This window comes from Acinetobacter sp. YH12231, assembly GCF_013417755.1.
Classification (GTDB): domain Bacteria; phylum Pseudomonadota; class Gammaproteobacteria; order Pseudomonadales; family Moraxellaceae; genus Acinetobacter; species Acinetobacter amyesii.
The window spans coordinates 64863-89315 of the sequence record NZ_VPDJ01000005.1 but is presented as its reverse complement, the minus strand read 5'-3'; the positions used below and the strand labels follow the sequence as shown (position 1 = coordinate 89315).

General features: G+C 41.8%; 25 protein-coding genes and 1 pseudogene. 9 read left to right on the top strand and 17 right to left on the bottom strand.

Translation table 11 applies throughout. The features are described 5' to 3' along the window. Window positions 1–11: 11 nt before the first annotated feature. Together murG and gshB are read right to left on the bottom strand one after the other, a co-directional pair. Entirely contained in the window at window positions 12–1109 is a 1098-nt protein-coding gene (gene murG / locus FTV11_RS03040) for an undecaprenyldiphospho-muramoylpentapeptide beta-N-acetylglucosaminyltransferase (protein WP_180073360.1), read from the bottom strand. A 302-nt stretch (window positions 1110–1411) separates the two neighbouring features. Then, window positions 1412–2356: a glutathione synthase gene (gene gshB, locus FTV11_RS03035; RefSeq protein ID WP_180002674.1), complete on the bottom strand. Its 945-nt coding sequence runs from the start codon at window positions 2354–2356 to the stop codon at window positions 1412–1414. A gap of 328 nt (window positions 2357–2684) precedes the next feature. Here gshB and FTV11_RS03030 point away from each other — a divergent pair, with 328 nt between their 5' ends. Both FTV11_RS03030 and FTV11_RS03025 read left to right on the top strand, forming a co-directional pair. Continuing rightward, window positions 2685–3587, top strand: a complete 903-nt coding sequence (locus FTV11_RS03030; protein ID WP_180073359.1) for a sensor domain-containing diguanylate cyclase — start codon at window positions 2685–2687, stop codon at window positions 3585–3587. A 125-nt stretch (window positions 3588–3712) separates the two neighbouring features. Then, window positions 3713–3910: a DUF3565 domain-containing protein gene (locus FTV11_RS03025; RefSeq protein WP_180073358.1), complete on the top strand. Its 198-nt coding sequence runs from the start codon at window positions 3713–3715 to the stop codon at window positions 3908–3910. On the opposite strand, the pseudogene FTV11_RS17040 reads toward FTV11_RS03025, so the two are convergent. Beyond that, window positions 3907–4170: pseudogene (locus FTV11_RS17040) on the bottom strand (hypothetical protein); the annotation flags it as partial. The gene FTV11_RS03025 and the pseudogene FTV11_RS17040 overlap by 4 nt on opposite strands. 134 nt (window positions 4171–4304) lie before the next feature. On the opposite strand from FTV11_RS17040, the gene FTV11_RS03020 reads away from it, so the two are divergent. Next, window positions 4305–4823, top strand: coding sequence for a hypothetical protein (locus tag FTV11_RS03020; RefSeq protein ID WP_257223147.1), 519 nt, complete (start codon window positions 4305–4307; stop codon window positions 4821–4823). A 394-nt stretch (window positions 4824–5217) separates the two neighbouring features. Here FTV11_RS03020 and pyrE read toward each other — a convergent pair whose 3' ends face one another. Beyond that, a complete protein-coding gene (gene pyrE, locus FTV11_RS03015) occupies window positions 5218–5868 on the bottom strand; it encodes an orotate phosphoribosyltransferase (protein ID WP_078190583.1) in 651 nt (216 codons plus the stop codon). A gap of 40 nt (window positions 5869–5908) precedes the next feature. Between pyrE and FTV11_RS03010 the strand changes: the two genes are divergently transcribed. After that, window positions 5909–6727 carry an exodeoxyribonuclease III gene (locus FTV11_RS03010; RefSeq protein ID WP_078193225.1) on the top strand — a complete coding sequence of 273 codons (819 nt, stop codon included), beginning with the start codon at window positions 5909–5911 and terminating at the stop codon, window positions 6725–6727. Between the two features lie 622 nt (window positions 6728–7349). Continuing rightward, window positions 7350–7697: a Spx/MgsR family RNA polymerase-binding regulatory protein gene (locus tag FTV11_RS03005; protein ID WP_180073357.1), complete on the top strand. Its 348-nt coding sequence runs from the start codon at window positions 7350–7352 to the stop codon at window positions 7695–7697. A gap of 104 nt (window positions 7698–7801) precedes the next feature. On the opposite strand, the gene FTV11_RS03000 is transcribed toward FTV11_RS03005, so the two are convergent. Continuing rightward, window positions 7802–8239, bottom strand: coding sequence for a DUF2147 domain-containing protein (locus FTV11_RS03000; protein WP_078190586.1), 438 nt, complete (start codon window positions 8237–8239; stop codon window positions 7802–7804). A gap of 155 nt (window positions 8240–8394) precedes the next feature. Here FTV11_RS03000 and FTV11_RS02995 point away from each other — a divergent pair, with 155 nt between their 5' ends. Next, window positions 8395–9306 carry an alpha/beta hydrolase gene (locus FTV11_RS02995; protein WP_180073356.1) on the top strand — a complete coding sequence of 304 codons (912 nt, stop codon included), beginning with the start codon at window positions 8395–8397 and terminating at the stop codon, window positions 9304–9306. Window positions 9307–9394: 88 nt separating this feature from the next. On the opposite strand, the gene FTV11_RS02990 is transcribed toward FTV11_RS02995, so the two are convergent. Continuing rightward, complete coding sequence (locus FTV11_RS02990) at window positions 9395–9964, bottom strand: FMN-dependent NADH-azoreductase (RefSeq protein ID WP_180073355.1); 570 nt, start codon at window positions 9962–9964, stop codon at window positions 9395–9397. A gap of 282 nt (window positions 9965–10246) precedes the next feature. Here FTV11_RS02990 and FTV11_RS02985 point away from each other — a divergent pair, with 282 nt between their 5' ends. Further along, window positions 10247–11413, top strand: a complete 1167-nt coding sequence (locus FTV11_RS02985; protein ID WP_228145159.1) for a GGDEF domain-containing protein — start codon at window positions 10247–10249, stop codon at window positions 11411–11413. Between the two features lie 34 nt (window positions 11414–11447). Here the strand turns inward: FTV11_RS02985 and FTV11_RS02980 are convergent, their stop codons facing one another. The 5 genes from FTV11_RS02980 to FTV11_RS02960 all read right to left on the bottom strand — a co-directional run bounded on the left by FTV11_RS02980 (window position 11448) and on the right by FTV11_RS02960 (window position 15792). Beyond that, window positions 11448–12116 carry a glutathione S-transferase family protein gene (locus tag FTV11_RS02980; RefSeq protein WP_180073354.1) on the bottom strand — a complete coding sequence of 223 codons (669 nt, stop codon included), beginning with the start codon at window positions 12114–12116 and terminating at the stop codon, window positions 11448–11450. A 2-nt stretch (window positions 12117–12118) separates the two neighbouring features. Next, window positions 12119–13915 (bottom strand): protein-disulfide reductase DsbD, encoded by a 1797-nt coding sequence (dsbD, locus tag FTV11_RS02975; protein ID WP_180073353.1) that lies wholly within the window; start codon window positions 13913–13915, stop codon window positions 12119–12121. Between the two features lie 54 nt (window positions 13916–13969). Beyond that, window positions 13970–14740, bottom strand: a complete 771-nt coding sequence (locus FTV11_RS02970) for a transporter (protein WP_180073352.1) — start codon at window positions 14738–14740, stop codon at window positions 13970–13972. Window positions 14741–14754: 14 nt separating this feature from the next. Then, complete coding sequence (locus FTV11_RS02965; RefSeq protein ID WP_078190592.1) at window positions 14755–15297, bottom strand: ankyrin repeat domain-containing protein; 543 nt, start codon at window positions 15295–15297, stop codon at window positions 14755–14757. Between the two features lie 129 nt (window positions 15298–15426). Beyond that, on the bottom strand, window positions 15427–15792 hold the full coding sequence (locus FTV11_RS02960; RefSeq protein ID WP_078190593.1) for an HPF/RaiA family ribosome-associated protein: 366 nt from the start codon (window positions 15790–15792) through the stop codon (window positions 15427–15429). Between the two features lie 494 nt (window positions 15793–16286). Here FTV11_RS02960 and FTV11_RS02955 point away from each other — a divergent pair, with 494 nt between their 5' ends. Continuing rightward, window positions 16287–17048: an outer membrane protein OmpK gene (locus FTV11_RS02955; RefSeq protein WP_168379688.1), complete on the top strand. Its 762-nt coding sequence runs from the start codon at window positions 16287–16289 to the stop codon at window positions 17046–17048. 101 nt (window positions 17049–17149) lie between these two features. Next, window positions 17150–17650: a GNAT family N-acetyltransferase gene (locus FTV11_RS02950; RefSeq protein WP_180059748.1), complete on the top strand. Its 501-nt coding sequence runs from the start codon at window positions 17150–17152 to the stop codon at window positions 17648–17650. Window positions 17651–17667: 17 nt separating this feature from the next. Here FTV11_RS02950 and FTV11_RS02945 read toward each other — a convergent pair whose 3' ends face one another. The 6 genes from FTV11_RS02945 to urtA form a co-directional block, all read right to left on the bottom strand. Next, entirely contained in the window at window positions 17668–18150 is a 483-nt protein-coding gene (locus FTV11_RS02945; protein ID WP_168379686.1) for a DUF1877 family protein, read from the bottom strand. A 353-nt stretch (window positions 18151–18503) separates the two neighbouring features. Continuing rightward, window positions 18504–19202, bottom strand: a complete 699-nt coding sequence (gene urtE, locus FTV11_RS02940; RefSeq protein ID WP_180073351.1) for an urea ABC transporter ATP-binding subunit UrtE — start codon at window positions 19200–19202, stop codon at window positions 18504–18506. 10 nt (window positions 19203–19212) lie between these two features. Beyond that, window positions 19213–20034 carry an urea ABC transporter ATP-binding protein UrtD gene (gene urtD / locus FTV11_RS02935; RefSeq protein ID WP_068532837.1) on the bottom strand — a complete coding sequence of 274 codons (822 nt, stop codon included), beginning with the start codon at window positions 20032–20034 and terminating at the stop codon, window positions 19213–19215. Further along, a complete protein-coding gene (gene urtC / locus FTV11_RS02930) occupies window positions 20031–21104 on the bottom strand; it encodes an urea ABC transporter permease subunit UrtC (protein ID WP_068532834.1) in 1074 nt (357 codons plus the stop codon). The genes urtD and urtC overlap by 4 nt, the downstream gene beginning before the upstream one ends. 4 nt (window positions 21105–21108) lie before the next feature. Beyond that, entirely contained in the window at window positions 21109–22743 is a 1635-nt protein-coding gene (urtB, locus tag FTV11_RS02925; RefSeq protein WP_180022326.1) for an urea ABC transporter permease subunit UrtB, read from the bottom strand. 95 nt (window positions 22744–22838) lie between these two features. Continuing rightward, entirely contained in the window at window positions 22839–24125 is a 1287-nt protein-coding gene (gene urtA / locus FTV11_RS02920) for an urea ABC transporter substrate-binding protein (RefSeq protein WP_180054173.1), read from the bottom strand. Between the last annotated feature and the right edge of the window lie 328 nt (window positions 24126–24453).

Genomic DNA, 24453 nt, shown 5'->3' with positions numbered 1-24453 from the left:
TTACTCGAATTTTACAAATCTTGAATTAAACCAACCACGTGCTGTGTCGCATCGGGTTGTGCCTGTTGTCGAGCCTTAACCGCCATTTCCATAAGTCGTTGGCGATTCATCAGCGGCTTCAACAACGCTGTTAAACTTTCTGCGGTCATATCCGCTTGTGGGCAAATTTTTGCAGCATTGATATTGGCCAAGAACCCTGCATTTGCAGTTTGATGGTCATCCACTGCACTTGGCAGAGGAACAAACACGGCTGCTACACCTGCTGTCGCAATTTCAGTGACGGTTAGCGCACCAGCACGGCAGATAATCAAATCCGCTGCAGAATAGGCTGCTGCCATATCTTCAATAAACGGCTGAACTTCAACTTGCATATGTTCAGGTGCATTTGCATAACGAGCCAATGTGCTTTCAGCGTTATTTTGACCACACTGGTGATATACACTGAGTGGCTGTTCTAATTGCTGCAAGGCTGCCGGCACACATTCATTTAAGGCACGTGCGCCCAGTGAGCCACCCACAATTAAAACCCGTAATGGCAACCCAGCTTTTTCACGCTCTTGGTAACGCCATGACGGATTTAAAATTTCTGTAATTTCTTTACGTACAGGATTCCCTGTGGTTACGATTTTATCTTGTGCTGGAAAGGTATTTGGAAATGCCTGACAAACAATTTTGGCCACACGTGACAACTGCGTATTGGTAAAACCTGCCACCGCATTTTGTTCATGGATAATGACTGGAATGCCCAATGCACGAGCTGCCAAGCCACCCGGCCCAGCCACATACCCCCCAAAGCCTGCAACTGCATCGACTTTGAGTTGTTTCATATAACGCATGGCACTCAATGTAGCTTTGAGAATTTTAAATGGTGCCATCAGCTTACGCACGACTCCATTGCCGCGTACGCCTTGGATATCAATTTGATAAATTGGAATATTATGCTTTTTAAGCAGGCGATTTTCCATACCTGTTGGCGTTGCGAGCCAAGAAACTTCACAGCCTTGTTGTTGCAACTCTTTGGCAACAGCGAGCGCTGGAAAGACGTGACCACCGGTTCCGGCAGCCATCATCATGACATGTTTCGGCTTTACTTGCGTTACTTCGGTCACTGTCTAATTCTTCAATTCTAAAAAGAGGCTAATGATATTCGATTTTAAGCAAACAATTGTAATCACAAACGCATGACCGTGAAAGGTAATTTACTTTTTTTCAACAGGCGTATGATTGTTTTTTTCTACTATTTTAAAAGTTTAAACTAGTTTTATTATTAATCTATGAGAATTGAAAAAAAATCAGACAATTTTTCACTTTAATTGCATTCACTTACAGTTTTTTTGCTTTTTTAGCTCCCCTCCCCTTAGCGCAGGACAAAAAAGAGCCCGTGAAGGACTCTTTTAAATCTAGTGCAAAATTAAGCTTTTAAACCTGTCTCAAGGACATCAAATAAATCATCGGCAATCGAGGTGCCAAATTGCGCATCAATTTCACGTACGCAGGTCGGACTGGTGACATTGATTTCAGTCACGTAATTACCAATCACATCCAAACCAACAAAGACCAAACCTTTTTCACGAAGGAATGGTCCGACTTTGGCTGCAATGGCTTTATCATTTTCGGTCAATGGACGCGCCTCGCCCAAACCACCTGCCGCCAAGTTGCCACGCACTTCACCATTTTGCGGAATACGCGCCAAACAATACGGTACGGGTTCGCCATTGATCATCAAAATACGTTTGTCACCATCCACAATTTCAGGGATGTATCGCTGCGCCATAATCGGCTGTGTGCCGTTATTGGTCAGGATTTCAATGGTTGAACCAATATTAACGCCATCTTGGTATAAACGGAAAATGCCCATGCCGCCCATGCCGTCTAATGGCTTCACAATCACATCACCATGTTCTTGTAAAAATTCACGAATCAGACTTTGCTGCGAAGTCACCAAGGTTGGTACTTGAAGTTCAGGGAATTGTGTCGCAAACAATTTTTCATTGCAGTCACGTAGGCTTTGTGGCTTGTTAATAATCCATGCACCTTCGCGTTCAGCCTGTTCCAAAATATAGGTGGTGTAGACAAAGTTCATGTCAAACGGCGGATCTTTACGCATCAAAACCACGTCATAAGCAGCAATTGGTTCTTTTTGTTTTTCGCCGAGTTCGTAATAGTGGTTGTAGTCTTCAAAAACTTTTAGCGGTGAAATCAAACCAAAGGCTTTGCCTTGATCGATATATAAATCTTGCTGTAATGCATAGCCTAGCTCATGTCCACGACGTGCTGCTGCCCATAGCATCGCCATTGAGGTATCTTTTTTTAGGTTTACATTTTCGATGGGATCCATCACAACAAGTACACGCATTATTCAGTGCTCTGTTCATTATCAATTTATGAATGAGTATAGCCGAGATTTTTCTTTTGTTTATTCTGATTTTGCATGTGTATGTATGGATTCGTGTGATGCAGGCGATAATTCGATATATTTCTATCATCGGCCTTATCTCAATAAAGGAAATAAGCCGTGAAAGCATTATGGCGTTAGGCCTGTGTAAATCGACGCCAAACAATCGATACAGATATTCATCACATCTACATCTCGCCCATCACTATTTTTGGTGAAAAAACACGTGCTTTTTATTTTTTTTTAGCTATTGTGTTAATTATTGTAAATAAAGAAATAGAATTAATTAATGATCAACATTGAGCAGATGGCTATCATTCTTAATGCTTTGCCAGACCCTGCTTTTGTCATATCGCGTAGTGGAAAATACGTTGCGGTTTTTGGTGGGCGCGATAATCGCTATTACCACAATGGTTCCGGTCTTGTTGGTACCTATATTTCAGATGTGATCAAGCCAGATAAAGCCAACTTGTTTATGCAACTGATCGGCCAAGCTCTAGCATCAGGAAATCTACTCATCGAAGAGTACGAATTGAGCAATAGGGATGTAAAAGGTCTGCCCGATTATGGTCCTGAAGAGCCCATTTGGTTTGAAGTGCGCATCCAAGCCCTCAGTTTTTCGGTAGATGAAGAAGACGTTGTACTTTGGGTCGCAAGTAATATTTCAGCGCGTCACAACTTGGAAATCAAGCTGAAGGAACTCAGCCATACGGATCAATTAACCGGTCTTTTCAACCGAAGAAAATTAGAGCATGACTTAGCATTACATTATGAGTCATACCTACGGCATTCCATACAGACCTCGATCTTGATGTTCGATCTTGATAACCTCAAAAAAATCAACGACAGTAAAGGCCATCATGTCGGTGATGAGGCAATCCGAGCAGTCGCAGATATTCTTCGTTTAACGCTGCGTAAGACCGATTGCGCCTGCCGCTTAGGTGGAGATGAGTTTGTGGTCGCCTTGCCCAACACGGGCTGCGAGCAGGCCATCCAGTTTGCCAAACGGATTCATGAACATTCCAGAAAAGAATTAAGTCGGTTTTCAATAGATAACGCGCATGTCACCGTGAGCATAGGAGTGACAACCATCATGCCTGAAGATTGCACCTACGAAGATACAATTCAACGTGCTGATCTAGCGCTGTATAAAGCTAAACATGGCGGGAAAAATAGAATTGTCGCGGCCTAAGTGTGCGCCAGAAATAAACCAAATTTCACAGTCTATTTTGCAATTCGATATTCAAGCCGTTGTGATTGCTCAACATGAACTCTTTTCCCTTTTCAGCATCATTTTAATTTAGATAGGTGTTTAATATGCAGCAAGCCATTGTTGATTTTGCCTTGGATGATGAAAATCATTGGTATGCCATTTTAGCTTGTGGTCATACACAGCATGTCCGCCATGATCCTCCATGGCAAAACCGTCCTTGGGTTATCACTGAGCAAGGACGGAAAGAAAAGTTAGGGGTAATGTTGGAATGTAAGAAGTGTGATGAAGAGATTTTATGTTAAATAGACTTAAAATTTGATGAAATTTCTTTGAATTCTAGGGCTGACTTTTGGGTGTTGGGAATATGGCCATAAACATATTCATCCTTCGTCTGAAAAAAGAAATCAAAACTCTGACTCATCAGTGAATCTTGTTGACTTTGCTTGTGGTAAATTGGAGCGAGACGGTTTATATAGAAGTTGATCCATTCTACTGGATTAGAAAATTCTGAATAGTCTTTTAAATCAATATATAGATTCTGTAAATCTGTAGAAATTAATTCGGTGATGGTTTTGCTGCAACTCGTGGTGTGCCACTATCTTCTCCACCTGCTCTACCCATGAAAAAATTTATCAATGGTGTATTAATAGAAACAGCATTCCAAAATCAATTTAATGATCATAGGAATAACGTAAATTGAAGAAAAAAATTGGAATTTTTATCATCCTTATAGGCCTAATTATGGTAATAGCTGCTAATTTTGAAAAGAAATATGAAACTCAGATCAGTATTGACTTAGATGAAGATATAAGGAAAGAAAATTTAAAAATAATAATAAATACATATGGTTATTTACTAGATGGTTATGAGCCAAGTAAACATATTGGTCAGACAAATACGTGTTTATTTTTATATAAGGATGCTCAGATTCAAGAATATAGAAATACTAAAATCAATAAATATAGTGATTATTATATCTACGCTAAATATGGAAATAAGTATGCAAAAATGAAATATACGAACTCTTTAGTTATGGGGAACAATGAAACTTCTATAAAAATTTTTATTAAAAAATTTAATGATTTATATTACATTTCTTCAAGTAATATAACACCTAGTATTGAAGCTATTTCAGAAAATTCCTTTAAAAATATAGATGCTTTCAAGAGTAATAAGCATGACATTAAGATGTTAGGCTATCTAGATAAGCCTTAATTATTATGTTTACCTTAAGTCTAATTTATGAATTTTTTTATAAATGTTTAATATTAATTTCCTGTTGGAAAGCCATGAAACATCCATTGTATTCCCCATAAGATTACTAAAATGAGGATCACCCAAACAATAATCTTTAACATATACATTTTGTAAGTTTTCCTAAATTAACATAACACACGTTATACGAAATTCTTTAAATTTTCTATAAGCATCAATACTTTAACTAAAGCCGTTTCAGTAAATAGCGCACTGAGACGGCTTTTTATTGATTCTTCACGTTTAACGCCTACTTTTTAAGCAATATTTCACGTTTTTTGTTAGTTAGATGCAACAATCATCATTTAAAGACGTAAAAAAGGCAGCTTCAGCTGCCTTTTGAAATCCCGAAAAATTAGATGCCGTATTTAACACGGTACGCTTCCATTTTCGCTAAAGCTTCAGTCTCACCTTTAGCCTCTAAGAATGTCATCAAATCTTTCATGGTAATTAAAGCATGAACTGGGATTTCGAGTTCTTTTTGTACTTCTTGAATCGCAGATAAGTCGCCTTGACCTTTTTCTTGACGGTCTAGCGCCACCAATACCCCCGCAATTTGCGCGCCAGCATTTTTCAAAATAGTCACCACTTCACGAATCGCTGTACCCGCAGTGATCACATCATCAATAATCCAGACTTTTTTACCTTCAACAGACGCACCAACCAATACACCGCCTTCGCCATGGTCTTTCGCTTCTTTACGGTTAAAGCCCCAAGGTACGCTCACACCATGGTTCTGTGACAGTGCGACAGCCGTTGCAGCTACAAATGGAATACCTTTATAAGCTGGGCCAAAGACCACTTCCACATTATCGCATTCTGTTAATTTAGCTGCATAGCCAGAAGCCAATAATGATAAGGCTTCACCATCGTTCAGTAGACCTGCATTAAAAAAATAAGGACTCACACGACCCGATTTTAAAGTAAACTCACCAAATTTAAGCACACCACGTGATAATGCCAGTTCGATAAAAGCTTGTGGATTAAATGCCGCTTGCGCTGTCATGAGGTGCTCCATTTTTTTAAGTTTGAGGTTAAACCTGAGCATGATACCAAAGAGTAGCTATCCAAGTGATCAAAAAATTTTACGTGTCGTTTCAATTAATGTGAATGGTCTGCGTTCCGCTGAAAAAAAAGGTATTTTTGACTGGATGGCAACTTCAGATGCCGATGTCATCTGCATGCAAGAAAGTCGCATTACCCATGAACAATGGACCGATAAATTTAAACCCGAAGGTTGGTTTACACACCTTTTCCCTGCAGAACGCCCAGGCTATGCCGGTACTGCGATTTATAGCCGCCTACCTTTTGTTTCAGTGACAGATGGTTTAGGTTTTGAATTGGCAGACACTCAAGGCCGCTTTATTTCTGCTGAGTTCGATTTAGGACTTGGACAAACTGCACATATTTGCTCGCTCTACCTGCCTTCTGGTTCATCGGGTGAAGAAGCTCAGGCGCGCAAAGACCTATTTTTAGGCGAATATCAACAAATTTTGAAGCAATGGCGTGCTGAAAATAAGTCAGTGATTGTTTGCGGTGACTACAACATCGTACACAAACGTATTGATATTAAAAATTGGTCTGGGAACCAAAAGGCTTCAGGCTGCTTACCACATGAACGTGCATGGCTCGATCATATTTATGATGAGCTTGGCTATGTCGACACCTTCCGTGAGGTACGTAAAGAAGCCGAGCTTTACTCTTGGTGGTCTAACCGCGGACAAGCGCGTGCCAAAAATGTGGGTTGGCGTATCGACTACCATGCATGTTCACCAGACTGGAAAGAACGTACAGTCAATGCTTGGATATTTAAAGATGAATGGTTTAGCGACCACGCCCCTGTGATTATTGATTATAAAATTTAAGCTACCAACAATTAATTGAGTGAACGATTGTTTACTCAATTAGAGGTTATTTCTCACATTACATGACGAATTTGTGGATTTATCTCACAACTCGAACGTAGCATTATGGTCGCACGGCAAAGGGACATGTCAGGATGACACAAAAGGATTGGACGCCGAAGGAAGTATAAAAACAAACTAAATGATTTAGCTTGTTTTCAAGGATGTGACAATGGACGTTGGACTGAGACCCGCATGATCAGGATGATTAAATGCGGGTTTTCTCTTATCTAGCCCTTACATCTCTAGACTCCCCCAAATAAAACAGCTAAAAATTCGATCTGCACAGCAAATTCTTATTCTCGCTTTATTTTTACTTCTGACTGTGCAACCTTAGGCTGAATTTTCTAGTTATGGCATCGCTTTCTTTTCTGATTCGTTTTGTTCTGTACGCTATTCTAAAACGCCAAAATGTCGTTTTGATGACAATGCCTAATATTTACAGCATGCGACTTGTACAGCAAAACATTTATTTCTTAATCCACATCACGATCGGGCTTTGAGCATTGATGAATTAGCCTGTAGGATAATGCTGAATTGTATTTTTTATCTTATTGTTTTGAATAATTGAGGACACCTGTTCATGCTTAAAATTTATGGCATCAAAAACTGCAATACCATGAAAAAAGCTTTCGACTTGCTCAACGAATTAGGCCTAAGCTACGAATTTCATGACTATAAAAAACAAGCGATTGATGCTGAAACCGTAAAAAAATGGCTCGATGCCAAAGGTGCTGATGTGATTCTCAACAAAAAAGGCACCACATGGAAAAAACTCAGTGAAGAAGAGCAACAGACAGCCTTAGCCACTGAAGAAAATTTGATTCAGTGCTTAACAGCGCATAGCAGCATGATTAAACGCCCAGTACTCGATACAGGTAGCGACTTATTGGTTGGCTTTGATGAAAACGCTTACCGTGCATTGAAATAAATGTTTTCATCACACTCATGCACTGCCCTTGTTCAATTTTGACTGAGCAACCAGTCATAAAAAAAGCCTGACGATGTCAGGCTTTTTGTAGGAATCACGTCAAATTAGTTGGCGCGGATCCATGTTTGGTTACGACCTAAAGCAGCAACACCAATAAAGCCGCGAAGCTCTAGTTTTTTGCCGCCATCAGCCAATTGACCTTTTAACTTGTAAGTTTTACCTGATTGAGGATCCAAAATTGAACCACTCTCATAGCTTGTACCACCAACATTTTTAAGACCGGTCACAATACGCAAGCCTTTTAATGATTTGTTGTGATATGGGCCTTCACATTTTTTACATGCATTCTCTTCACCTGGTGTCAAAACTGACTGAATGCTCGCTGAAAGCGTACCATTTTTTTGCTCGGTGAATTTTACAATCGCTTTTGGCTGCTTGGTTTTATCATCAATGGTTTTCCAAGTTGTACCATTTAGCGGGTCTGCAGCATTTGCAAATGCGGCTAAACTCATCAATCCTAATGCTAGTGCAATTTTTTTCATTTTTGTTTATTTCCCTGGTCTGATATAGACGACATTAGTATCCAAAAGTCACAACAATTTATCAATTTTTGTATGTGACCGTTTAGTGTAACCTTGTAATTTGTGTTGGTAAATATGCTCACACGATTCCAAAAATAGAAAAAGATGGAAAGACAATGAAGATATCACCACTGACGAAACAACTGATTACAGAAAGCATTTTAAAAACCACAATCCGTGGGCCGAGCCAGTTCAATTTACCGCCCAATACTTTACGTTTTGCTTTGGAACAAATGTGTCGTGCATTTCCTCAAAACCCTGATGTACAAATTCGTCCAATTCGCTTAGCCGGCTTAAAAGCCGAAGAAATCAAACCACAACAGGCATCGACCCAACTCATTTTTCATATTCATGGGGGCGCATTTTTCTTGGGTTCGATGAACACGCATCGGGCGTTTCTGACTCAAGTTGCGGCACGCACGCAAATGCAAGTGTTACATTTGGATTATCCTTTATCCCCAGAAGCACAGTTCCCTGAAGCACTCGATGCCCTTTTTGATGTGTATGCGGTGTTATTAGATCAAGGGGTTCAAGCCAAAGACATTATTTTGTCAGGCGACTCTTGTGGTGCAAACTTGGCGCTTGCCTTAGCCCTTAAAATTCAACAGGACCAACTTCCACAAGTCAGTGGTTTGGTGTTAATGTCACCGTTTTTAGACTTGACGCTGAGCAGTGAATCCCTACGCTATAACCGTAAGCATGATGCGCTGTTAAGCATAGAAGCCCTCGAAACAGGTATTAATTATTATGTACCCCGCTCGGTCGATCGAGCTGATCCATTGGTCTCGCCTTTTTTTGCAGAGCTCAAAGGACTACCTCCGATTCATATTCAAGTGGGTTCTAAAGAAATTTTATTGGATGATGCGCAGCGCTTTAAAGTCAAAGCAGAAGAAGCCGGCCTAGATGTCGAATTCAAGTTATACACTGGCATGTGGCATAACTTCCAAATGTTTAGCCCATGGTTTGAAGAAGGACAGCGTGCGCTGAGTGATTTAGCCGATTTTGCACACCGACTAGATCAGGACTAATCCCTGAAAACTAATTCCTTAAGAACAGATCAAAGTCACCATAAAAAAAGGTCAGCAGATGCTGACCTAAGAGGGAAATGTCAATCTATTAAATGGCTTGAATTTGAGTCTGAGCTGTCGCCATTGCCTGTGCTTTCATATCTGGTCCCATATTGACACCTTCGGCACGAATCACATCAATATCGCTGACACCTGTAAAATTAAACACGGCTTTTAATAAACCTTCTTGATAATCTACAGGGCTGTTATCGCCATACACACCGCCACGACTGCTGGCAATGTAGACTTTTTTGTCACCTGCCAAGCCCACTGGACCTTGTTCTGTATATTTAAAAGTACGACCTGCAACACTGATACGGTCAATCCATGCTTTCAAAGTTGATGGCAAACCGAAGTTATACATAGCAGCACCAACCACAACCACATCGGCATCCAAATACTGTTGTAACAGTTGCTCGCCTAAAGCCGATTGTTCTGCATTTTGACCCATCAAAATTTCACTGCTGAGATGTGGAATCTGCTGTACTGCTAAATCGAGATATTGAACCTGTGCAGCATCCCCATGTTTTTGCTGTAGCTGTTGTACAATTTCAGCGCTAAGTTGACGCGAAACTGAAGCGTCGCCCATGATGCTTGAATCAATATGCAAAATTTTCATGACTAAAACCTAAAGCTGTTGTTATTAACTTGAGCCTAGTGTAATCACTTTTCATAAATAGAATAATCCCGATCCTTATGACACTATGTTTTATTTTTAGAACAATCTTTTTAAACTCGTAAAAAAATTTAAAATTACTGAGCGGTTCTTGACCGTTATCAAGTGTAAATTTTCATGCTAATGTAAGCCTATAAAATGATATCTATATAAACTTTAAGAAAAAAACTGATAACTCGAACAGGGCAATGACACAGGATGACGGTGAAATCAAGCATACGTGACATGATCCTTCGCAATAGAATCGCCCAGTATTTGCTGGAAGATGAAGTGGTGATGAATTGGAGTATCCTGAAAAAGTGTATGCTCATGCTGATGCTTGGCTCAGCCATTCATCTGCTTTGGATCATTTGGAAATTTTATGTTTATGTCACGCCAGAACTTTGGCAGTGGGTTAACCTTGATCTCATCCACTCTCAATTGTGGACCAATATCGTCTTTTTTTGCTTAATGGTCCTCCTGATTTGGCCTTGCTATGCTGGAAAAGATAATCCCAAGATTCAGCTAATTTTACCTTATCTTTCGGTCGGCTTATTCGTCATTTCTTTATGTCGTGATGGTTATTTAATTGGCGTTATGAGTCCAGCCACCATGATCTCCTACGTGAGCCTTGTGACCGTTGGATTGGTACTATTTACACGAAAAATCGTCTATAGCATGCTGATCCCAGCCACGATTTTTTTATCTATTTGCATGTATTTAAGCATCCGCGGCATTATCCCCTATGCCCCGATTTTTCAACCTCATGCCTATGGCTATCAAAATAGTTTTTGGCTCTTCTCAATGATCTTTTTCATTGTTCCTATTTTATTAACCTGTTTGGCTTTATTTGAAATCTTACTCAGCCAATGGCGTCATCGAGAGCATCTGATTCAAAAACTTAGTCAAGTCGACCCACTGACCAATTTATTTAATCGACGCAGTATCAATCAATGTTTGGAACAGCTCGATAGTGCTAAAACAGATACATATGCACTGGTCTTATTGGACTTAGACCATTTCAAACGCATCAATGATGAATATGGACACGATAAAGGCGATGAAACCTTGATTCTCGTCAGCCAAGTATTAAACCAACATTTACGCGGTAGTGATGTGGTTGGGCGGTTTGGCGGGGAAGAGTTTATTTTGGTGCTAAAAAATTCTAACTTAGAACAAGCGATATTCATTGCAGAGCGCTGTCGAAAAGCCATTGAGCAGCTTGAAATTTGGGGACATGATGGTCAGTCAATTCATGTGACAGCCAGTTTTGGCATTGCGATTTCTACGCCAGAATTGGTACCGCAACAATTGCTGACCCATGCTGATCAGGCGCTATATGCAGCTAAAGCTGGTGGTCGTAACATGGTGATGGCCTACACTGAACAACAAAGCTTTAGCCATTTGGTTTAAAACTTTTATATAGATCAGACGTGGCGTTGAGCTTTTAACGTGGATACTGTTCCATACGACGGACTGGCTGTTCCTGTTGAGCAGCCGTGATCCATGCCACCACAGAAGGATGCTGTAAAATCTTTTGCATATAACGCTGTGTGTTGTCACTTACAGGTAACTGAAAGGTCTGTAAACGTGTCACCACGGGTGCAAAAAACGCATCGGCAATACTAAATTCACCGCATAGAAAGCCATCCACCGCAGGACGACTCGACCAAATCTGCTCGATTCGAGTCACTTCAGCACGCAATTCGGCATGTTCAGACCATAATCTCTGACCATGACGACCATAATCCGCCTGCAGATTCATACTACATAAGCTACGCAATTGCATAAAACTACTGTGCATTTCCGCGCAAATACTACGTGCCCATGCGCGTTGCGCGGGATCTTTAGGCCACAGTGGAAGATCTTGAAACTGCTCTGCCAAATATTCACAAATTGCCAATGAGTCCCAAATCATCACACCGTCATGTTGCAGTAGGGGCACTTTACCATTGGCATGTAGGGCTAACATTTGCTGCTTGAATGCTCCGCCATCTGCTTCTTCAGAAAAAGGAATCAAGATCTCTTGAAAGGGTAAATTAAACGCGTGTAACACCAACCACGGTCGCATAGACCACGTCGAATAGTTTTTATTGGCAATATATAATTGCATCATTTTTATTCTCCACGCGATTTAAATTTTTCCAATTGCGCGAGCAATTCTTTCTCGCTAAAAGCACCCGTCAAACGCAGTCCACGTATCTCTTGATGCGCTGTATCTAAAAATAAATAGGTCGGTGGCCCTAAAATATCCCATTGATTGAGCAGTACTTGATGGGTTGCATCATACTGACTCAAATCTAACTTAATTAAGTAATACGGTGCCAAAGCCTGTTGTACCGCAGCCGATTTTAAAACTTTATGTTCAATCGGCTGACAGGCCACACACCAATCGGCATAGACATCAATAATCGCGGATTGACCTTGGGGAATTTCACTTAATAAACGTTGAAACTCTTCCGCTGTATGTGCCACATGCCAAGCACTTTGTTGTTGATTTTCTTCGACTAAAAAACGTTGGCTGTGTTGATATTGACTGTACACAATATAAGGTACGGCGGCACAGAACACCAAGATATACAGCCATTTGAGCTGAGTACTGCGCCATAAAATGCGCCAAAGCACATAAGCGCTAAACACCAGACCCAGAGCAAGGGATAACCACTGTAACCAAGCTTCACTGATCAATGGTCGAATAAAATACAAAGCCAATGCCAACATAATGAAAGCAAAGAGCACCTTGATTTGATTCATCCACAAACCCGCTTTAGGCAATACCCGTGAGCCAAGGACACTGGCCAACAATAGCGGGGTCCCCATGCCAAAGCCGAGGGTGAATAACAATAACGCACCTTGCCACTGACTTTGGGTTTGGGAAATAAATAATAATGCGCCTGCCAACGGTGCTGTCATACAAGGACCGACCAGTAATGCTGAAATCATCCCCATGACCCCAGCGCCAACGAGACTACCGCCCTTTTGCATCGACTGAGCTTGGTCTAAGCGATTGACCCAACTGCGTGGCAATTTCAGTTCAAATAAACCAAATAAATTCAGGGCAAAAACCACAAAGAGTACGCTAAAGGCAATTAAGGTCGAGGGTTGTTGCAACCAACGCTGGAAATTCAAACCTGCAGACGACGCCACCAAGCCGAGAATGGCATACACCATCGCCATACTGGTGACAAAAGTCAGTGCAATCATCCATGCTTTTAAACCTCGGCTGTCGCGGACAATCAGTGAGGTTAAAATCGGCAGCATTGGCAATGAACAAGGGGTAAAAGCCAGCAAAAAACCCAGGCCAAAAAACAGCAAAAGTCCATAAAATATAGAGCTTTGCGCTAATTTTTCAGACCACATTTGGTCGCTTGCGGTATAGCGTTCAGAAGCCAGTGCAGCATTATCTGCCCTCTGCTGATCTAAACGATTCGCCGTAGGCTGTTCAGCATTATTTTCTGCTGCAAAGTCGAGTAAACGTTTGCTTGGAGTGGCTAGATTTTGCTGTGTGACCAAACCAGAAGCATCCGTTTCAAAGCTGATGCTCTGTGGTGGATAACACACCCGATCCTTGGCACAGCCTTGCCAACTGACTTGATAAGTCTGCAGTTTTTGAGTTGGAATTTTAAAACTCAACTGTTGGTAATACACCTGCGTATGACCATAGTTATCGTCTTTTAAATCCTCAGCAGCAGGCAAATCCAAAGCCAAAACTTGATTGCCCTGCTTCACCTCTATTTTGTGCTGATACAGATAATAATGCGCTGGAATATCCCAACTCAGCTCCGCCTGATCTGCACGATCGGAGACGACCGAGAAAGGAAAAGCATCTTCAGCTGAAAGTAATGCATCCTGAGCAGAGACGTCCATACTGAACGACAGCACAGCCGCTGCCGCAACATAAGTCCATTGTTTCATTCAGCTGAATTCATCCTCAGTCTGTATTTATACGTTTTAAAATTTAGGGTTCTTTTAGAACAGGTAAGATACGCCCAAACCGGACTGATAATTTTTATGACCGCCGGTGAGTTCTAGACCGACGCTCGCATCCAACTGCATACGATCCGAAACGGCATATGTCAGACCTGAAGCCAAAGACACTTCCTGATCGGTACTCTCTGCTTTGCGATAAACCAGCTCAGAGAAACCCGATAAATTACCTGCTATTTGATATTCCATTCCCGGAATGGCACTCACAGCCCAATCACCATCTTGAACCTCATAACGCATGGTCATTGAAGTCCCAATTGTATCGCTATAATCATAAGCCACAGCGGAAGTCAGACTATAAATGTCATCTTCAGCACTAAAGCCTTCATTGCCTGTTGCAATAATGGCTTCAGCAAGAATAGCCATCGACAATTTCTCATCATTCAAATCAATGGCTTTTTTCAGGCCAATGCTGACATCACCCAAACCATCGTCTTCAACTGAGCGACCCGCAACTTTGGTTTTAGACCATGTAGGACCTTGCCAACCCAATTGCAATTCCAAATCTTTTGCCAAACCAGTACGGAATAACATGTCTGCATTTAAAGTGGTGCTTTTTACTTTTTCACCATTTTCATCACGACTTTCACTATAGCTCGCTGCTGGCAAACTTTGTTCCCATGCCAAACGACCTACAGGGGTAATGCCTGTGCCCATACCCGCGCCCGGACGGTCAAATGAAAAATCCGCCGCAAATGCAGACAGGCTCAAACTGGATAATGTTGCAATGCTTAAAACTTTAAATACAGTCATGTTTTTACTCACAATTATGCTAATTCTTTGGTCATTTTTGCGCCATGGCTACGCAAAAGCTCCAAGGTTTGTTTTTCTTCTTCCAATGCTTCCGACCAATTTACCGCGTCAAAATCACAGTCAAAAAATAATTCACTAATCGACGACAAAATGGTTAAACCATCGCTATCAATCATATTTGGATTCACTTTTTCATCCAATAAACGCTGTACCGCAGGGACACATGCTGCACTCGCGGCATCCCATAATGGACCATAAATTTCTTCAGCATCCCATAAATGCACATTGGCTTTGGCTTGAATCAGCGCTTCCAAGATTTGCATATGTACGTCTAAATGTTGTGTTTTCTGTTCTGCTGTTAAGGGTTGGCCTGCTTCATACGCTTCGCAAACCATTTCCCACCATTTAAACAAACCATCAGACCATACAGAAACCGCAGGTCCTTTTTCAAAGTCGATAAAATTTGGATTAAGACCATCTGCCAACAGGCGTTGCACCTGTGCAAGATCTTGTTCTTCTAACGCTTGCACAAAAAGCTGTTGTTGCGCTGTTAACATCTGGAAAGCTCACTTCAATTTATTTTGATCTATTATGCCGAATAAAGCTGCGTTTGTTTGAATTTCATGTAAAACAAAATACAAAACACACAAAAAAAGCCCCGCAGGGCTTTTTTTAAATTTTGAGACTTATTCGTCGTCTACGCTGTCATCCGCTTCAGCAAAAGCAGGTTGCGTACTGCGTGGGTTCTCTTTCTTTTCGAACACATGTTCAAGACTACGTTTAAGTCGATCAATTGCACCGTGAATAGCTGTATCTACATTATGACCACGATGGTTGACCACGACAGGTTTCAAACCTGCTGGACGTGCTTCAATCATACATTTGATGTCGTCGCTGCCGCCCTTGTCCCCATTTTCATCACTTAAATGCACCGAAAAGTGGGTAATGCGTTCACTATGGCGCTGAAATTCTTCATTAAGTTCTGCACGAACGTATGTAATTAGTCGATCACTGTTTATAATGTTTTTATCTGTACGGATTTCAATGTTCATAATATCATCCTCATATCTATCTGTATTAGCTATAAAAATTTGTGCAAAACTTATTATCTTGGCACGTTACATTTGCTGTAAATGTTACAGCAATGACCATCTTCAACTTTGTATGGAACGTCGTCCTCCACATTGAATGATGAACACTTTAGAGTCTGCAGATCCGTGTCCTTATACTTCGAATATCGGTCTTAAGTTAGAATTTTGCAAGTGCTATTTTGATATTTTTTTAATATCCATAAAAAAGTAAGACTTTATTGTAGATTTGCATTGTTTTAATAGATTTGGGTCATATTTTTGTGCATTTCCTCGACGCCCACCTTCTATTTGCACAATTCCATTCAAACTCAAAATCTCGCTTTTACCGTCATCGATCATTCACAGCGTATTTCCCCTTCAAATTACAAAACAATTTTGCCGTTGAGTAAAATTTGGCTTTATTTTTGCTTAATAATCTGTATGCTTTCAGTGCTTCTCGGGGGAGATATTTTTTAATGAAACTTACACAAATCGTTGCATCATGTGCATTAGCATCTGCTGCTGCTTTCACTCAAGCTTCACCTATCGTATGGCAAGATTTCAGCTTAACTGGCCTATATGGTGAAAATTATGTTGTGCCTTTTGATGGTGACAACAATGAACAGAAAACGATCACAGCTGAATATGCCGCTAAACTGAAATATTCAGATGTATTCTTCTTCGTTGACCAAGCTTGGGACAAAGATGATGAAGCATCGACTTACCTTGAGCTTGCACCGCGCCTTAGCTTAGGCGAAGTTTCTGGTAAAGACCTTTCTATGGGGCCGATCAAAGACGTTCTGATTGCAACGACTTGGGAACATAATGCCGGCTACGACAAAAATTCTGAGTTTAATAACTTCTTGTATGGTATTGGCTTTGCTTTAGACATTCCATATACACAGTATGCAAACATCAACTTCTATAAAGCCGATAATGATTCTAAATCAGCCGGTACTAAAGATGATTATCAAATGACGATCACTTATGCTGTGCCATTTAAAATTGGCTCTGAAGATTTTCTAGTAGATGCTTTCCTTGACTGGTCAACAGCTGAAAAAGGGGCGCAAGCTAGTGAATTAAACTGGACAAGCCAATATAAATGGAATATAGGTAAGCATATCTCTCCTAAGACTAAGCTCTACGTAGGTGTTGAACACTCGGTTTGGAACAACAAATATGGCCTGAAAGGTCAGGACCAAAACGATGTCAGCGCTTTGGTGAAATACCACTTCTAAGTTCGACTCAGAACGCGATGAAGAAAAAAGCAAGGTTCATCACCTTGCTTTTTTTATGCCTAAGTTTTTAAATTGACTTTATTTTTATCAGAAATTTGCGCATGTCTTTTCTCATTCGACCTGCAACTCCACAAGACTTAGCGGCCATTCTCGCAATCTATAATCATGAAGTTCTCAACGGCTTTGCGACATGGAATGATCAAGCTTACACTCTTGACTCTTTTCAACAGAAATTGCAGGATTTCCAAAAGCAAAATTTTCCTTTTGTGGTGATTGAAGATCAGGATCAACAGCAAATCGCCGGTTATGCTGACTATGGTTCTTTCCGCCATTTTGCTGGCTATCGACATACTGTTGAGCATTCTGTCTATATTGACCCAAACTATGCTCGACAGGGTCTTGGTCAGCAATTATTAGAGCACCTAATTCAGCATGCCAAAAGCCAAAGTATGCATGTCATGATCGCTGGCATTGATCACGGCAATAGCGCCTCGATTGCCCTGCACAAAAAATTAGGCTTTAAGCAAACAGGTTATATGCCCGAAGTGGGACAAAAGTTTGGTGAATGGCGTGATCTGGTCCTGATGCAACTTCAGTTATAGCCCGTATTGAGCTGTGTTTATGGTAATTTATCCAAACGAATACCATCTTGTATCACACTCAGCACCGATAAATTATGACGCACCGCATCACGATAAAGATCTTGTAACTGTAAAAAAAGTAGTTTTAATTCGGCCAATTTAAGCTCTTGCTCAGGTGCGGTTTCTGCAATCGTGACCAAATAACGTTTTTTGATTTCATCCACGCTTAACTGTTGTAATGCCTGATGGATTTCTGCAACGCGAACTACAGTATTGTAATGCACTGCAAGGCTCAGTCCCGGTCGTCGCTCTGACAAAGGATGTTCTGCCTGAATGGCATAACTCAGTGCCGCAACTGAATCACTGTTCACGCTTAATAATGGATTCAACTCTTGCCACGCTTCCCCTAAAAAAAAGGAGTGTTGTACAAAAGGTGAATCCAAGACATCTTGAGGGGTTTCTGCTTCTAAAATCAGAGTTTCCAAATCATTCGGTGGGATCAAATATAATATCGCGTCCATATTCTTATCTTCTTGTTATGTCGTACATTTAGATTAATGTAATCCACACAAAAATAAAGCAGATATTTTGTATATTCGACTGCAGTTGATCGAATACTGATGGATGCCCATTCGCCCTTTACCAAAGTTTCAGTACTGCACTTAGCATCACTGAAGCACGACATGCTGAAGCTTCAAATGACGATACTGAGAACAACTTAAGCTTATGGTTTAAAACAAAAAAAATTTATGCCACTCGTTTTTTTGATGCCATTTCCATGACCAGCAACGATTTTTTGAGCGTAGTAAATTGAATGAAAAGAGTAACGAGCTTGATTGATACAAGCCCGCCACACATCGCAGTCAACTAAATATTAAATCGCCACCAATTCCCGAATGCCTTTTTCAGGCATTTCACTACCGACACCTTGTGCAATCACTTGCCCCCGCGCCATCACGGTATATTCATCTGCCAGTTCTTCTGCAAAGTCATAAAACTGTTCAACTAAAACAATCGCCATTTCTCCGCCAGCGGCTAACTGACGAATCACACGGCCAATGTCTTTAATAATCGACGGCTGAATGCCTTCGGTCGGTTCATCTAAAATCAATACCCGTGGTTCGGAAGCGAGCGCACGGGCAATCGCCAATTGTTGCTGCTGACCTCCAGATAAATCTCCACCTCGACGATGTTTCATTTCATCCAATACGGGGAAAATCTCATAGAGATGTTCTGGCACTTTTCGGGTTTTAGCGCCTTTAAATTTTGCCATCCCAATCAAAATATTTTCTTCAACGGTCAAGGTTGAAAAAATGTCCCGTCCTTGCGGTACATAAGCCAAGCCTTCACGTACACGTTGCTCTGGACTCAGTTTAGAAATGTCTTTGCCATCCAGTAAGATCTGCCCAGACTTGATCGGTAAAATGCCCATTAAACATTTTAAGAGGGTGGTTTTACCCACACCATTTCGCCCGAGCACCACTGAACATGCCCCCACGGGAGCGGCAAATGTCACATCTCTTAAAATATGACTGCCACCATAAAACTGATTGACGTCTTTGACTTCTAACATGGTCTGCTCCTTAACGTCCAAGATATTTTTCAATGACATCTTCATTGGCTTGGACTTCGGCCAATGTACCCTCGGCCAAAATCGCACCTTGCGCCAACACGGTGACTTTTTCACTGATGGTGTCAATAAAGCTCATGTCATGTTCAACCACGATAAGGGTGTGGTTCTTTTTTAACTCTAAACATAGCTCTGCAGTGCGCTCTGTTTCAGCATCGGTCATCCCTGCTACAGGTTCATCCAGCAAAATCAACTTTGGACGCTGCATCAGTAGCATGCCTATTTCTAACCACTGCTTTTGACCATGTGACAACAGCCCTGCCGGTTTATGGATTAATTCTTCTAAGCGGATTTGTGCTAAAGATTCGTCCAAGGCATTTTGCGCATCTGGATCGAGTTTGCTGAAGAAACTCTTTTTCACCCGTTTATCTTTCGGTGCTGCCAATAACAGGTTTTCCATCACAGTAAAATTTTCAAATACAGTAGGCTTTTGAAACTTACGACCGATCCCAGCTTCTGCAATTTGCTCTGTACTCATTTTTGCCAAATCATAGGTTTGCCCAAAAAAAGCCGAACCTTCTGTCGGACGAGTTTTCCCTGTAATCACATCCATCAGCGTGGTTTTGCCTGCACCATTGGGACCAATGATGCAGCGCAGCTCACCTTCTTTGATATATAACGACAAATCATTTAATGCACGGAAAGAATCAAACCAGACACTGACTTTTTCTAAATACAAGGCAATGCCGTGACTGAAATCCGCACCCTGCTCCTTTGGTCGTCCATAACCTTCAGCAGCATGACCGCCATGCGGTTGAACCCATTGATCATTCATTCGCTGCGCTCCTTTTTAAACCGCTCTAATAACCCAATCACACCTTTTGGCAGGAATATCGTTACCACAATAAACAGCGCACCTAAAATCAATAGCCATGCCTCTGGATAAGCCACCGTGAAATAGGTCTTCACCCCATTGATTAAACCTGCACCCAGTATCGGGCCAATCAGCGTACCGCGACCACCTGCAGCCACCCACACCGCCATTTCAATCGAATTGACAGGGTTCATCTCACTCGGGTTAATAATGCCAACTTGGGGTACATACAGAGCGCCTGCAATCCCTGCGATCACGGCAGACAACACCCATGCAGAGAGCTTGTACCATAAGGTGCGGTAACCTAAATATTGCAAACGGTTTTCACTGTCACGAATTGCACCGAGTACACGACCATAGGGTTTATTCATCAGGTGGCGTAAGCCGACAAAACAGACCAGCAAAGTCAGTGCCGTGAGGAAACACAAGGTTGCACGCATTGGTGCAGAGGTAATATCCATACCCAAAATGGTTTTAAAACCGGTAAAGCCGTTGTTACCGCCAAAGCCGGTTTCATTGCGGAAAAACAGTAGCGCCGCAGCAAAGGTCATGGCTTGGGTAATAATTGAAAAATACACGCCTTTAATTTTTGAGCGGAAGGCAAAGAAGCCAAAAATGAAGGCAATCAGTCCTGGGACCAAAACCACCAAAGCCAATGCCCACACGATATGTTCAGTACCCATCCAGTACCACGGTAGCTCGGTCCAACTCAAAAAGCGCATAAAGTCGGGTAAGCCATCGCCTGCCGCTTCACGCATGAGATACATGCCAAAGGCATAGCCGCCCAAGGCAAAGTACAAACCATGCCCCAAGCTTAAAATGCCGGCATAGCCCCAAACCAAATCTAAGGCCAATGCCACCAAGGCGAGACACATAATCTTGCCAATGAGCGTGACCCAATACGCTGATAAATGCAGTGCTGAATCGGCGGGTAATACATGTAACCAAGGTAAAATCAGTAAAATGGCAAAGCACACGGCAATCGCCATACCGCTATAGGGTTTATCCGATAATAACGAAGTGATTTTCATGCGCTTACTCCACAAAACGGCCTTTGATGGCAAACAAACCTTGTGGACGTTTTTGAATAAACAAAATCACAAGAACCAGTAGAATAATTTTCGCTAAGACTGCACCCATGCCGATTTCCAGCACTGTGCCACTGACACCTAGACCTAAAGCCGCCAATACTGCGCCCCATACTTGGCCAACACCGCCAACCACAACCACCAAGAACGCATCGATAATATAGTTTTGTCCTAGGTCAGGACCGACATTGCCGACTTGTGCTAAGGCACAGCCTGCTAGACCTGCAAGCCCCGAACCTAAACCAAAAGCCATCATGTCAATGCGGCTAGAACGGATACCAACGGCCTGTGCCATTTGACGGTTTTGCGTCACGGCACGAACAAATAAACCAAAGCGGGTTTTATTCAGCAAGTAAACCAGCAACAGGAGTACCGCAATGGTAAAGCCAATAATGGCAATACGGTTATAAGGCAGCATCAGGCTCGGTGTCACGGCAATGCCCCCAGACAGCCATGAAATATTCGACACCTCAACGTTCTGCGCTCCAAAAACCATACGCACCAATTGCATTAAAATTAAGCTCACACCAAAGGTGGCTAATAGCGTTTCCAATTGACGGCCATACAAGGGACGAATAACAGTACGTTCAATCAACATGCCGATCAAAGCGCTAACAAAAAATGCAGCAGGAATCGCGGCAATCAAGTACCAATCGACATAGCTACTGAGATAACTCTTAAACAGGCTTTGCACCACATAAGTGGTATAGGCCCCGATCATGATCAGTTCACCATGCGCCATGTTAATCACGCCAAGCAGACCATACGTAATGGCTAAGCCCAACGCCGCCAGCAATAAAATACTGGCCGTGCTCAGTCCAGAAAAGACATGTCCAGTCCATTCACTGGCCTGAATACGGGTTTTAATATTGCTCTTGGCTTCTGTCAGTGCGGCTTTTAACTCGGGATGCAGGTTGGCTTGTTGTAATTCCTGTTCCACCATCGCCAATACATCGGGACGGTTAGAATCTTGCAGCACTTTAGCCGCCTGTATTTTTTGTAAAACATCAGGGTTTTGATAGTCCAAGCGCGCTTTAAGCTGCGCTAAACGGGCTTTAACTTTGTTATTTTTTTCATTTAAATACAATTGATTAATATTTTTAACATCCAACTCAGCCAAGTTATTTTCTAAAATATCAATTGCATCCAAACGTTGGTTTAAATCATCCGATTGCAGCTTTTCTTTCGCTTGCGCAAACGTTAAGGCTTTACGAAGGGTATTCACCAAGGTGACTTGAGATAAATCGGCAGGCCAATCCGTCACGGTTTGCAAATCAGGATAGCTCAATAATTTTTCGTCAGTTTCTAAAATATAGGTTTGACCGCTTTGACCACTATATAACTGGTCTTTTTCGACCAATGCGGCCAACTGATCTAAGGATTCAATATCGCCCGGCCATTGATTGAGTAAGCTGCGGCGCTCGGTAAAACTACCGCGAACAAATTGCTGAATGGCGTCACCTTGCTGCACAGATTGCACCGTAGGTGCCACATCTGCTGCTGTTTCTGCATGCACGATTTGCAGACAGAATAATTGGCTCAGGAATAGAAACAGGATCGGGAAATTGCGTAATTTTTTCATCTTATAAGCATCCCTATTGAGTAATAGAACAACCCCATACAGGGATCACATCAAAAAAGGCCTGCTACACAATAGCAACAGGCATTCGAATTGAATTATTTAGGGATGTACGGGCTCCATGGCTCTGCAGCAATGGTTTTTGCGGTTTTGTGCACCACATCAAACTGACCATCGGCACGGATCTGACCAATCATGACTGGTTTATGCAAATGATGGTTCGACGCATCCATTTGCAAGGTATAGCCCGATGGCGCTTTAAATTCTTGGCCGGCCATAGCTTCACGCACTTTATCGACATCTGTGCTTCCTGCTTTTTCTACCGCTTGTTTCCACATATTGATGCCGACATAGGTAGCCTCCATCGGGTCATTGGTCACAAATTTATCGGCATTTGGCAGTTTGTATTCCACGGCATACTGCTTCATTTTATTGGTGAATTCAGTATTCACTGGATTTTTCACCGACATGAAGTAGTTCCACGACGCTAAGTGTCCTACCAGCGGCTTGGTATCGATACCGCGTAATTCCTCTTCACCCACAGAGAACGCCATCACTGGAATATCCGCAGCTTTGATGCCTTGGTTGCCCAATTCACGATAGAACGGCACATTTGAATCGCCGTTAATGGTCGAGATCACAGCAGTCTTTTTCCCTGCCGCAAACTTCTTCACATTGCCCACAATGGTTTGATAGTTGCTATGACCAAATGGGGTATATTCTTCCATGATGTCTGCATCGGCAATGCCTTTCGACTTCAAAAATGCACGTAAGATTTTGTTGGTGGTACGTGGGTAAACATAGTCTGTGCCCAATAGTACAAAGCGTTCTGCCTTACCACCCTCTTCACTCATCAGATATTCAACAGCAGGAATCGCTTGCTGATTCGGTGCTGCACCTGTGTAGAAAATATTTTTAGACTGTTCCTGACCTTCATACTGAACAGGGTAGAACAATAAGCCATTTAATTCTTCAACCACGGGTAAAACCGACTTACGAGATACCGACGTCCAGCAACCAAAAATCACGGCTACTTTGTCTTGGGTAATCAACTGACGGGTTTTTTCCGCAAATAGTGGCCAGTCCGATGCAGGGTCAACCACCACAGGTTCTAGTTTTTTACCCAATACCCCGCCATTGGCATTAATTTCATTAATCGCCATCAAGGCCGTATCTTTAAGAGAAGTTTCTGAAATCGCCATCGTGCCTGACAGCGAATGTAAGATCCCAACTTTAATGGTGTCATCACTTGCTGCAGCGGCTTTTGGTTCAGATGCAGCACTTTCTGTTTTTTCTTCTGCAGGTTTTGAACAGCCCGTTAAAGCAATCGCCCCAGTCATCGTTGCCGCTAAAATACTTTTAGCAAATACATTACGTTGAAACATTATTTACACTCCCAACCTAAGCTTGTAAGTCACATTTTTAAAATACATTTGTTGTCTTTCATCACAACAGAGCAATTCAATAACTGTGCCAAGCCTTATTTTTTATTTTGATTGAGTGCTTTTATTTATTTTTAAATATTATTTTTCATATAGTTATATTCAAAAAACCTGCTTGTATTTTTTTATGGGTCGACTCAAACACAGTCAAATCACCGCAAAGATGCATACAAACTTGTATCCAACATTTGACCTATAATTGAACAATTTTGCGACGTTTTTCAAAAAACACGGTGTTTTAGCACACAAATCATGCAGCTTTTCCTACATT

Excerpts from the sequence above, each read along its gene's own strand:
- FTV11_RS02945 (WP_168379686.1), bottom strand. The coding sequence starts at position 18,150 with ATGGACGCGATATTATATTTGATCCCACCGAATGATTTGGAAACTCTG.
- dsbD (WP_180073353.1), bottom strand. The coding sequence starts at position 13,915 with ATGAAACAATGGACTTATGTTGCGGCAGCGGCTGTGCTGTCGTTCAGT.
- FTV11_RS02995 (WP_180073356.1), top strand. The coding sequence starts at position 8,395 with ATGAAGATATCACCACTGACGAAACAACTGATTACAGAAAGCATTTTA.
- FTV11_RS03000 (WP_078190586.1), bottom strand. The coding sequence starts at position 8,239 with ATGAAAAAAATTGCACTAGCATTAGGATTGATGAGTTTAGCCGCATTT.
- FTV11_RS02955 (WP_168379688.1), top strand. The coding sequence starts at position 16,287 with ATGAAACTTACACAAATCGTTGCATCATGTGCATTAGCATCTGCTGCT.
- gshB (WP_180002674.1), bottom strand. The coding sequence starts at position 2,356 with ATGCGTGTACTTGTTGTGATGGATCCCATCGAAAATGTAAACCTAAAA.
- FTV11_RS02980 (WP_180073354.1), bottom strand. The coding sequence starts at position 12,116 with ATGATGCAATTATATATTGCCAATAAAAACTATTCGACGTGGTCTATG.
- urtB (WP_180022326.1), bottom strand. The coding sequence starts at position 22,743 with ATGAAAAAATTACGCAATTTCCCGATCCTGTTTCTATTCCTGAGCCAA.
- FTV11_RS03005 (WP_180073357.1), top strand. The coding sequence starts at position 7,350 with ATGCTTAAAATTTATGGCATCAAAAACTGCAATACCATGAAAAAAGCT.
- pyrE (WP_078190583.1), bottom strand. The coding sequence starts at position 5,868 with ATGACAGCGCAAGCGGCATTTAATCCACAAGCTTTTATCGAACTGGCA.
- FTV11_RS02970 (WP_180073352.1), bottom strand. The coding sequence starts at position 14,740 with ATGACTGTATTTAAAGTTTTAAGCATTGCAACATTATCCAGTTTGAGC.
- urtE (WP_180073351.1), bottom strand. The coding sequence starts at position 19,202 with ATGTTAGAAGTCAAAGACGTCAATCAGTTTTATGGTGGCAGTCATATT.
- urtA (WP_180054173.1), bottom strand. The coding sequence starts at position 24,125 with ATGTTTCAACGTAATGTATTTGCTAAAAGTATTTTAGCGGCAACGATG.
- FTV11_RS02950 (WP_180059748.1), top strand. The coding sequence starts at position 17,150 with ATGTCTTTTCTCATTCGACCTGCAACTCCACAAGACTTAGCGGCCATT.
- urtC (WP_068532834.1), bottom strand. The coding sequence starts at position 21,104 with ATGAAAATCACTTCGTTATTATCGGATAAACCCTATAGCGGTATGGCG.
- urtD (WP_068532837.1), bottom strand. The coding sequence starts at position 20,034 with ATGAATGATCAATGGGTTCAACCGCATGGCGGTCATGCTGCTGAAGGT.
- FTV11_RS03030 (WP_180073359.1), top strand. The coding sequence starts at position 2,685 with ATGATCAACATTGAGCAGATGGCTATCATTCTTAATGCTTTGCCAGAC.
- FTV11_RS02990 (WP_180073355.1), bottom strand. The coding sequence starts at position 9,964 with ATGAAAATTTTGCATATTGATTCAAGCATCATGGGCGACGCTTCAGTT.
- FTV11_RS03025 (WP_180073358.1), top strand. The coding sequence starts at position 3,713 with ATGCAGCAAGCCATTGTTGATTTTGCCTTGGATGATGAAAATCATTGG.
- FTV11_RS03010 (WP_078193225.1), top strand. The coding sequence starts at position 5,909 with ATGATACCAAAGAGTAGCTATCCAAGTGATCAAAAAATTTTACGTGTC.
- FTV11_RS02960 (WP_078190593.1), bottom strand. The coding sequence starts at position 15,792 with ATGAACATTGAAATCCGTACAGATAAAAACATTATAAACAGTGATCGA.
- FTV11_RS02965 (WP_078190592.1), bottom strand. The coding sequence starts at position 15,297 with ATGTTAACAGCGCAACAACAGCTTTTTGTGCAAGCGTTAGAAGAACAA.
- FTV11_RS02985 (WP_228145159.1), top strand. The coding sequence starts at position 10,247 with ATGATCCTTCGCAATAGAATCGCCCAGTATTTGCTGGAAGATGAAGTG.